Genomic DNA, 10,034 nt, shown 5'->3' on the forward strand with positions numbered 1-10,034 from the left:
CACCAAGGCTTACACCACGCGCGTCGGCTCCGGTCCGTTCCCGACTGAGCTGTTCGACGACGTTGGTGCGTTCCTGGCCAAGCGTGGCCACGAGTTCGGCGCCACCACTGGCCGTGCCCGTCGTTGCGGCTGGTTCGATGCCGTGATCCTGCGTCGCGCTATCGATGTGAACAGCATCTCGGGCCTGTGCCTGACCAAGCTGGACGTGCTGGACGGTCTGGAAACCATCAACATCTGCGTAGGCTACAAGAACGAAGATGGTGCAGTGATCGACGCACCGACCGACGCCGACAGCTACATCGGCCTGGAGCCGGTGTACGAGCAGATGCCGGGCTGGAGCGAGTCGACCCTGGGTGCCAAGACCCTGGAGGAGCTGCCTCAGGCTGCGCGCAACTACATCAAGCGCATCGAAGAGTTGGTCGGCGCGCCGATCGACATTATTTCGACGGGCCCGGACCGCAACGAAACTATCGTTCTGCGTCACCCGTTCGCTTAATAAGTCGTTGATGTAAAACACAAAGGCCCCTTAATCGGGGCCTTTGTCGTTTATGCCTGTTGGACGGCATGACCTTTGCTGTGAATATTGCCTTCAGAATGCCATCAATTTAATGGCGTTAGAGTAGAGGGATTTCCTGTGTCGGCCGTTCTCTCACTGTTACAAAGCCGTTTGTTGCGGCCCGTGTTCGTTACCCTTGGTATCGCCCTTTTGGTGCAGGTGCTGGTGGCTGTCGCTCTGACCCGGAGCACGGTGACTGCGCTGGAAACCGATCTGGGCGTGCGCTTGGGCTCCGATAGCCAAAAGCTCTCCGGTGAGCTGGAGCAGGCGGGGCGTGAAGTCACGTCGAGCCTGGATAACCTGTCCAGCAATACCCGTCAGCGCCTGACCGCTGGGCTGTCTTCACGTTTGAAAGACGAGCAGGCTCAACTGCGTACGACGCTGGAGAAGGACCTGAAGGACTCGGCCAATGACATGGCGCAACTTCTGGCGTCGGTCGCACCCCGCGCCATGTGGGACAGCGACATTCCCACCCTGTCCGAATTCGCTCGCCGCGCCCAGCGCAATCCCAACGTGTTGTTCGTGGTCTATGACGACGCCACGGGCCAGCACCTGACGCGCTATCTCAACCGGGAGAACGCGATCAACAAGGCGCTTCTGGATAAAGGCCAGGGCGAGCGGGCGTTGGACAAGGTGCTGGACGCAGCGAAGAGCGATCCGTCGGTCTACTACCTCGAAGCCTCGATCAGTCCCAATGGGGTGGAAATCGGCAAGGTCTTGATGGGGGTCTCAACTGCCTCCGTGGAAACCGATCTGGCGGCGCTGGACAAGCGTTTCTCGGCGCTGATCGCCAGCGGCGATCAATTGGTGGGTGACAGCCTCAAAGGTGCGGCGGCCGACAGCGCAACGGCGATGCGCGGACGTCTGCAATCGGCGCAGTCCACTGCTTCTGAAATGAAAGCCAACACCACGGGCGCCGTACAGGAAGCCGCAGGGGCTTTGCGCTGGCGCATCGGCATGGGCCTGGCGGTGGTGGGTTTCGGTGTGCTGCTGTTACTGGCGGTGGTGCTGGGGCGTCGAGTGGTCAATCGCCTGAAAATGCTCATTGTCGCGATGGATGACTTGGCGGCAGGCGAGGGCGACCTGACCAAGCGCGTGCAGATCAACAGCCAGGACGAGATCGGCGACATGGCCTCGGCGGTCAATCGCTTTGTGGATAAATTACAGCCGATCGTGCGTGAGGCGGGTGATGTGGCCCAGCGTACCGGTGTGGAAATCGGCGCCATGACTTTGCGTAATGCTGGTGCCGATGCGGCGGCTGGCATGCAGCGCGATGAAGTGGCCGAAAGCCTGCGCGCGTTGTCGCAAATGGCTGACGAGGCCCAGTCTGAAAGCCACGCCATGCAGGCCGCTTTGCAGCAGGTGGTGGGCATTCGTCAGGCCACGGATGAGAACACCCGGACTTCGGCGAAAGTCGGCAGTCTCATCGAGGCATTGGCTGGACAAGTCGACACTGGTGCGAAAGTCATCGAGCGCCTGGCGCAGCAGAGTGAGCAGATTGAAGTGGTGCTGACGGTGATTCACGGGATTGCCGAACAAACCAACTTGCTGGCGCTGAACGCGGCCATTGAAGCGGCGCGTGCCGGCGAGACCGGTCGCGGGTTTGCCGTGGTGGCGGACGAGGTGCGGGCGCTGGCGAGCAAGACGCAGAGCTCCACTGGCGATATTCAGGCGCACATTGTTGCGCTGCAGCAGGGCGCGCGTGAGGCCGTCGCGGCAATCGGGCAGGCTGGGCGTCAGGCCAGCGAAGGCCTGCTGGTGTTGCGCGATAGCGCGCGGTTGCAACAGTCGGTGCAGGCGTCGGTCGAGCAGGTGCATGCGGCGATCGGCCTGGCGACCCAGGCCGCGGCGCATCAGGCGCAAGGTGCGCAGGCCGTGCGTGGGCGGGTTGAGACMATCCATGCTCAAGCTGAGAAGGCGGCTCAGGCGGTCGTGGAGACCACGGCCAGCGGCAAGGTGCTGGATGGGTTGGCGGCGCAGTTGAAGGCGAGCCTGGGGCAGTTCAGGGCTTAGGTTTCTCGTTCGCAGGTCTGGTGCCTTCGCGGGCAAGCCTCGCTCCTACAAGGGCTACGTAATCCTTGTAGGGGCGAGGCTTGCCCGCGAAGCTTTTCAACGACTCAAATACATCCGCGTCGTCAGCAGATACACAGGCAACCCCGACACCACAATCAACAACGCCGCATAAGGCGCCGCCGCCGCGAACTCCACATTCGCGGTATGCGCCCAGACTTCCGTCGCCAGCGTATTGAGCCCGGTCGGGCTCAGCAGCAGCGTCGCCGTCAGTTCCTTCATCGCATCCAGAAACACCAGCGCAAACGCAGCACCCAGGGCGGGAAAGATGATGGGCAGGGTCACCCGACAAAACGCGCTGAAAGACGACGCCCCCAGCGTGCGTGCGGCCTCTTCCAGTTGCGGTGCGGCCTTGTTCAGTGCGGTGCGAATCGGTGCTTGCGCCAGTGGCAGAAACAACAGCGCATAGGCTATCAGCAACAGCGTCGAGGTCTGGTACAGCACTGGCACATAATGCAGGGCGAAATACACCAGGGTCAGCGCAATCACCAATCCCGGCAGTGCATGCAGCAGATACGGCAAGCGCTCGGCCCAGATTGCCAGTCGGCCTTTATGGCGCACCACCAGCAACCCCACCGGCACCGCCAGCACCAGGCACAGCGCAGCGCCACCGAGCGACAGCGCCAGCGACGAGAGCAATGCCTCGCTGATCGCGGCCACCGGGAACGCTGCCGACGAACCCACCATCAGCCAGTACGCCAGCATTCCCAGTGGAATGCCGCTGCCGATGATCGCCAGCAGCAAGCAGTAAAGTTGTCCCACAGCCGTCCACGGCCCGAGGCGAACCTGCTCCGCATGCCGCGCAGCGCCCTGACCGGTGCGTACGTGACGGCCTTTGCCGCGCACGCGTAACTCAAGCCATAGCAGCACCAGGCACAGCGCCAGCAACACCGCAGAAAGCATCGCTGCATTGGCGTTGCTGAATTCCAGTTCGAACTGCTGATAGATCGCCGTGGTAAAGGTTTGCAGGCCGATGATCGACAGCGCGCCGAACTCCACCAGCATGTGCAGCGCAATCAACAGTGAACCGGCCAGCAGTGACGGCCAGAGCAGGGGCAGGGTGATTTTGAAGAATACACCCCAACGATTCTGCCCCAGGGTGCGGGCAGACTCTTCAAGAGAGGGGTCGAGATTGCGCAGCGTTGCCGCGACCGGCAGAAAGATCAGCGGGTACTTGGACAGCGTCATCACCAGAATCGCCCCGCCCAGCCCTTCGAAGTGAGCGCTCAGGGACACCCAGGTGAAACTGCTGACAAACGCCGGCACTGCGAACGGCAGGCACAGGATCACGCCCCATAACCGCCGTCCCGGCAGATTGCTGCGCTCCAGCAGCCAGGCGAGTGACAGGCCAATCACTCCGCAGGCCAATGTGACGCCCAGCATCAGCGCCAGGGTATTGCGCAGCAGGCCAAACACGTAGGGCCGCCACAGCAGATGCAGTGCCTCGGCCCAGCCGGCTTGCCAGGTTTTGAGGCCGACATAGGCCAGCGGCAACAGGCTGAGTACCACCAGCAGCAGAACCGGTAGCAGCAGCCATATCGACGGCCGCTTGCGCCTTGGCATGTAACCCCCATGCGAAGCGGGGGCGGATAACGAGGTGCTCATCAGTTCAAGCCAACGTCACGTTCCAGGTCCAGGGCTTCTTCGGCGTTGCCGAGATCGGCTGGCGTGACGTTCGGCGCTTGCAGTTCGCTGAACGGCTTGAGACCGCGATCCGATTCCATGCCCTTGTGCAGCGGGTATTCAGCGGTGGTCTGGGTGATCACACGCTGACCTTCTTCGCTGGCCATGTAGGCGAGCAATTGCTGGGCTTCTTTTGGATGTTTGCTGGATTTCAGTACGCCAGCGCTGGAAACGGTGATCAGTCCGCCGACGTCGCCACCGGTGAAGTAATGCAGTTTCGAATCGAGTTGGCCTTTTTCACGCTGTAAGGCGAACCAGTAGTAGTTGTTCACCAGCACGGTGGCGACTTCGCCATTTTCCACGGCTTTCAGTGCAACCATGTTGTTGCTGTAGGTTTTGCCGAACGCACGCAGGCCGGTCAGCCATTCTTCGGCGGCGTCCATCCCGTGGACCTTGATAATCGCCACCGCCTGTTCCTGGAAGGCGCCGCTGCTGGGCACGAAGCCGACCTTGCCTTGCCATTTTGGATCGGAGAATTCCATGACCGACTTGGGCAGGTCTTTTTCGTCGATCAGTTTAGGGTTGAAGGCGACGACCCGGACCCGCGCGGTGATGCCGATCCAGGTGCCATTGCCGGCAACGTAGTCCTTGGGCAGGACTTCAAGTGTGGCGGCATCGGCTTTCGCCAGCAGGCCTTGTTCGCCGAGCTTGTTCAGCGGTGGCGATTCTTCGGTGTAGATCACATCGGCGGGGGAGCGATCGCCTTCTTCGACGATCTGGCTGGCGAGTTGGTTGCTGCTGCCCTTGCGCACATTGACGTGAATCCCGGTCTTGGCTTCGAAGGCTTTGGCGACGGCGTCGCCGACTTCCTTGTGTTGACCGTTATAGAGTGTCAGGGAAACCGGATCGGCGGCTTGGGTGAGGGGCGTGGCGAGTGTCAGGCCGAGGAGGGTGATGGTCAGGCCGCGGCGCAGGGTATTTCGAAGCATCATTCGCAGGGTTCCTCACTGTCGCATTGCAAAAACTTGAAACAATGATAAACGATATTGCTTCTCAAGTGCGCCTTGCAGGGCGGGTGAGGGTTTTGCTAGAGGGGCTGGTGCAGATCTTTGTGGCGAGGGAGCTTGCTCCCGTTCGGCTGCGGAGCAGTCGCAAAACCGGGCAATAAGGATTGACTGAAAGAATGAGGGGGCCGCTTCGCAGCCCAGCGGGAGCAAGCTCCCTCGCCACAAGGGGCGGCTATGGCTTCAAAGGCCAGAAACGCAAAAACCCGCTTTCGCGGGTTTTTGTGAAATTCAAGATCGTGACCTTGAATTTGAATTGGTGCCCAGAAGAAGACTCGAACTTCCACGACCTTGCGGTCACCAGCACCTGAAGCTGGCGTGTCTACCAATTTCACCATCTGGGCAGTATCGGCAGCGCTAGTGCGTCGTCGATGGCGCGCACTATACGGAGCGTCTTTTTAACTGTAAACCCCCGTCATCAAAAAAAACTGGAAAATTTTACCGGCGGCATTCAAATCAGCTTCGCGGTGTCGATAAAGGGCTTTAGATGGGCTGTCATAGCCTGAAATTTCCCGTTTCATTACGCCTATGCCAAACTAACCCGCATATAGACAAGGTGAAAACTCTCTAATGGCCGATTGGCAGTCCCTCGATCCCGAGGCCGCTCGTGAAGCGGAAAAATATGAAAACCCTATTCCTAGCCGCGAACTGATCCTTCAGCACCTTGCTGATCGAGGTTCGCCTGCTAACCGCGAGCAGCTGGTCGAAGAGTTTGGTCTGACCACAGAAGACCAGATCGAAGCCCTGCGCCGCCGCCTGCGCGCCATGGAGCGCGACGCTCAACTCATCTACACCCGTCGCGGCACTTATGCGCCGGTGGACAAGCTCGACCTGATCCTGGGCCGCATCAGCGGTCACCGTGACGGTTTCGGCTTCCTGGTCCCGGACGACGGCAGTGACGACCTGTTCATGAGCCCGGCGCAAATGCGCCTGGTGTTCGATGGCGACCGTGCCCTGGCACGTGTTTCTGGCCTCGACCGTCGCGGTCGCCGCGAAGGCATGATTGTCGAAGTGGTGTCCCGTGCCCACGAGAGCATCGTCGGTCGTTACTTCGAGGAGGGCGGTATCGGTTTCGTCGTCGCAGACAATCCGAAGATCCAGCAAGAAGTGCTGGTGACGCCAGGTCGCAATGCCAACGCGCAGATCGGTCAGTTCGTTGAAGTGAAGATCACTCACTGGCCGACGCCACGCTTCCAGCCGCAAGGCGACGTGGTCGAGGTGGTGGGCAACTACATGGCACCGGGCATGGAAATCGATGTTGCCCTGCGCACCTACGATATTCCGCACGTCTGGCCTGAAGCGGTCTTGAAAGAAGCCGCCAAGCTCAAGCCCGAAGTCGAAGAGAAAGACAAAGAGAAGCGCATCGACCTGCGTCRTCTGCCGTTCGTGACCATCGACGGTGAGGATGCGCGCGACTTCGATGACGCGGTCTACTGCGAAGCCAAACCGGGCAAGCTGCGCCTGTTCTCCGGTGGCTGGAAGTTGTACGTGGCGATTGCCGACGTTTCCAGTTACGTGAAAATCGGTTCGGCGCTGGATAACGAATCCCAGGTTCGCGGCAACTCGGTGTACTTCCCCGAGCGCGTGGTGCCGATGCTGCCTGAGCAGTTGTCCAACGGCCTGTGCTCGCTGAACCCGCACGTCGATCGCCTGGCCATGGTTTGCGAGATGACCATCTCCAAATCCGGCGAAATGACCGACTACTGCTTCTACGAAGCGGTGATTCACTCCCATGCCCGCCTGACCTACAACAAGGTCAGCGCCATGCTGGAAACGCCGAAAGCCACCGAAGCGCGTCAGCTTCGTGGTGAATACACCGACGTTCTGCCGCACCTCAAGCAGCTGTATGCGCTGTACAAGGTTCTGCTGGCGGCTCGTCACGTGCGCGGCGCGATCGATTTCGAAACCCAGGAAACCCGGATCATCTTCGGTTCCGAGCGCAAGATTGCCGAAATCCGTCCGACCGTTCGCAACGATGCTCACAAGCTGATTGAGGAATGCATGCTGGCGGCCAACGTGGCCACCGCCGAATTCCTGAAGAAGCACGAAATCCCTGCGTTGTATCGCGTCCACGACGGCCCGCCGCCGGAGCGTCTGGAAAAACTGCGCGCCTTCCTCGGCGAGCTCGGCCTGTCCCTGCACAAAGGCAAGGACGGTCCGTCGCCGAAGGATTACCAGGCTTTGCTCGCGGGCATCAAGGATCGTCCGGATTTCCACCTGATCCAGACCGTCATGCTGCGCTCGTTGAGCCAAGCGGTGTACAGCGCCGATAACCAGGGCCACTTCGGCCTGAATTACGAGGCCTATACCCACTTCACTTCGCCGATCCGCCGCTACCCGGACTTGCTCACGCACCGGGCGATTCGCAGCGTCATCCATTCGAAAATGGACACCCCGCACGTTCGCCGTGCCGGCGCGATGACCATTCCGAAGGCGCGGATCTATCCGTACGACGAAGCGACCCTGGAGCAGCTCGGCGAACAGTGCTCGATGAGCGAGCGCCGTGCCGACGAAGCCACCCGCGACGTAGTGAACTGGCTCAAGTGCGAGTTCATGAAAGACCGCGTGGGCGAATCGTTCCCGGGGGTGATCACCGCCGTGACCGGTTTCGGCCTGTTCGTCGAACTGACCGATATTTACGTCGAAGGCCTGGTGCACGTCACCGCGCTGCCGGGTGACTACTACCACTTCGATCCTGTGCACCATCGCCTCGCCGGTGAGCGTACCGGTCGTAGCTTCCGCTTGGGCGACACCGTTGAAGTGCGCGTCATGCGCGTCGACCTCGACGAGCGCAAGATCGACTTCGAGATGGCCGAAAAAACCATCAGCGCACCGATCGGTCGCAAAAAGCGCGGCACTGAAACCGCAGCGCCTGCTATCAAAACAGCTGCCGAGCCAGTACTGGCCAAGGCCGGGCGTCGTCCGGCCAAGGAAAAGGCCGTCGAGGCCTATCGTCCGAGCGATGCGGCGGCAAAAAATGCCGAGTTGCGCAAAAGTCGTGAAATGAAACAGGCATTGCTGTCTGAAGCGAAAAGCGGCGGTAAAGCGGCGTCTGGGGGAAAGACCGGGCGGTCGGCGCCTGACAAGGCCTCCGGCGGCAAGCCAGCCAAACCGAGCAAACACCGTAAAGGCCCGCCAAAAGCGGGTTCCGCTCCAGCCGCCAGAAGCGGCGGGGCGCGTAAACCTAAGGCCAAGTCATGAGTCAGTTGGAAAAGATCTACGGCGTGCACGCAGTAGAAGCGTTGCTGCGTCACCACCCAAAACGCGTCAAGCAGATCTGGCTGGCTGAAGGCCGCAGCGATCCGCGCGTTCAGACGCTGATCGAACTCGCTGCCGAAAATCGCGTGGCCGTCGGTCAGGCAGAGCGTCGCGAGCTGGACGCCTGGGTTGAAGGCGTGCACCAGGGCGTGGTGGCGGACGTCAGCCCGAGCCAGGTCTGGGGCGAGGCGATGCTCGACGAGCTGCTCGATCGCACCGAAGGCGCGCCTTTGCTGCTGGTGCTCGACGGCGTGACCGATCCGCACAACCTCGGCGCTTGCCTGCGTTCGGCCGATGCGGCCGGCGCGCTGGCGGTGATCGTGCCGAAGGACAAATCAGCCACGCTGACCCCGACGGTTCGAAAAGTTGCTTGTGGCGCGGCGGAAGTGATTCCGTTGGTCGCCGTGACCAACCTGGCGCGCACCCTGGAAAAACTCAAGCAGCGCGGCTTGTGGGTCGTCGGTACGGCGGGCGAGGCTGAGCAGGATCTGTATCAGCAGGACCTGACGGGCCCGACCATCCTGATCATGGGTGCCGAAGGTAGCGGCATGCGCCGCCTGACTCGCGACCTTTGCGACTATTTGGTACGCCTGCCGATGGCTGGCAGCGTCAGCAGCCTCAACGTGTCCGTCGCCACCGGCGTCTGCCTGTTCGAAGCGCTGCGCCAGCGTGGCGTCAAAGCCGCCGGGACCGCCAAAAAGTCCTGAGACTCCTCTGCAGGAGTCGCCGCAGGCGGCTCCTGCAAGTGTTCGGCTTTCCAGTCGAAGTGATTGTTCAAATAATCACCAATTGCCTTGCACCTCCCTCGACCCTTCTCTACAATTGCGCCCCTTGCTGTGACGGCAGGCACGCATGTGTCTATCGCAAGCAAGTCCATAAGTGTCATTCACTCCTTGTCTGACCGCTTTTGAGCGGCAGGCTACAACCCGTAAGGAGCATTCATGCGTCATTACGAAATCATCTTTTTGGTCCACCCGGATCAAAGCGAGCAAGTCGGCGGCATGGTTGAGCGTTACACCAAGCTGATCGAAGAAGACGGCGGCAAAATCCACCGTCTGGAAGATTGGGGCCGTCGTCAACTGGCCTACGCAATCAACAATGTTCACAAGGCTCACTACGTGATGCTGAACGTTGAGTGCACTGGCAAGGCCCTGGCCGAGCTGGAAGACAACTTCCGCTACAACGATGCAGTGATCCGTAACCTGGTCATCCGTCGCGAAGAAGCCGTTACCGGCCAATCCGAGATGCTCAAGGCTGAAGAAAACCGCAGTGAGCGCCGTGAGCGTCGCGACCGTCCTGAGCACTCCGACGCTGAAGGCGTTGACAGTGATGACAGCGACAACAGCGATAACGCTGACGAGTAATCCACGGACCTTTTGAGGAGCCTATTACATGGCACGTTTCTTCCGTCGTCGTAAATTCTGCCGCTTCACCGCTGAAGACGTGAAAGAGATCGATTACAA

7 protein-coding genes, 1 tRNA gene and 1 pseudogene are annotated in these 10,034 nt (G+C 60.6%); 6 read left to right on the forward strand and 3 right to left on the reverse strand.

Going from position 1 to position 10,034, the window contains the following annotated elements; all coding sequences use genetic code 11:
* On the forward strand, window positions 1-496 hold a 496-nt coding region (locus tag AC1DLB_RS10745; protein WP_477784983.1), incomplete at its 5' end, for an adenylosuccinate synthetase.
* 138 nt (window positions 497-634) lie between these two features.
* Window positions 635-2,569, forward strand: coding sequence for a methyl-accepting chemotaxis protein (locus tag AC1DLB_RS10750; protein WP_477744201.1), 1,935 nt, complete (start codon window positions 635-637; stop codon window positions 2,567-2,569).
* A gap of 96 nt (window positions 2,570-2,665) precedes the next feature.
* Here the strand turns inward: AC1DLB_RS10750 and AC1DLB_RS10755 are convergent, their stop codons facing one another.
* The 3 genes from AC1DLB_RS10755 to AC1DLB_RS10765 all read right to left on the reverse strand — a co-directional run bounded on the left by AC1DLB_RS10755 (window position 2,666) and on the right by AC1DLB_RS10765 (window position 5,657).
* Window positions 2,666-4,231, reverse strand: a complete 1,566-nt coding sequence (locus AC1DLB_RS10755) for an ABC transporter permease (RefSeq protein ID WP_477744200.1) — start codon at window positions 4,229-4,231, stop codon at window positions 2,666-2,668.
* Window positions 4,231-5,241, reverse strand: a complete 1,011-nt coding sequence (locus AC1DLB_RS10760; protein ID WP_018928496.1) for an extracellular solute-binding protein — start codon at window positions 5,239-5,241, stop codon at window positions 4,231-4,233. Before AC1DLB_RS10760 ends, AC1DLB_RS10755 begins: the two co-directional genes overlap by 1 nt.
* Before the next feature lie 329 nt (window positions 5,242-5,570).
* A tRNA-Leu gene (locus AC1DLB_RS10765) sits at window positions 5,571-5,657 on the reverse strand.
* Window positions 5,658-5,883: 226 nt separating this feature from the next.
* On the opposite strand from AC1DLB_RS10765, the gene rnr reads away from it, so the two are divergent.
* The 4 genes and pseudogenes from rnr to rpsR form a co-directional block, all read left to right on the forward strand.
* On the forward strand, window positions 5,884-8,514 hold the full coding sequence (gene rnr, locus AC1DLB_RS10770) for a ribonuclease R (RefSeq protein WP_477784984.1): 2,631 nt from the start codon (window positions 5,884-5,886) through the stop codon (window positions 8,512-8,514).
* Complete coding sequence (gene rlmB / locus AC1DLB_RS10775) at window positions 8,511-9,278, forward strand: 23S rRNA (guanosine(2251)-2'-O)-methyltransferase RlmB (protein ID WP_018928494.1); 768 nt, start codon at window positions 8,511-8,513, stop codon at window positions 9,276-9,278. The genes rnr and rlmB overlap by 4 nt, the downstream gene beginning before the upstream one ends.
* 234 nt (window positions 9,279-9,512) lie before the next feature.
* Window positions 9,513-9,935, forward strand: a complete 423-nt coding sequence (gene rpsF, locus AC1DLB_RS10780) for a 30S ribosomal protein S6 (RefSeq protein ID WP_007939579.1) — start codon at window positions 9,513-9,515, stop codon at window positions 9,933-9,935.
* A gap of 28 nt (window positions 9,936-9,963) precedes the next feature.
* A pseudogene (gene rpsR / locus AC1DLB_RS10785) lies at window positions 9,964-10,034 on the forward strand (30S ribosomal protein S18); the annotation flags it as partial.

Source organism: Pseudomonas sp. 05N434 (genome assembly GCF_056396965.1).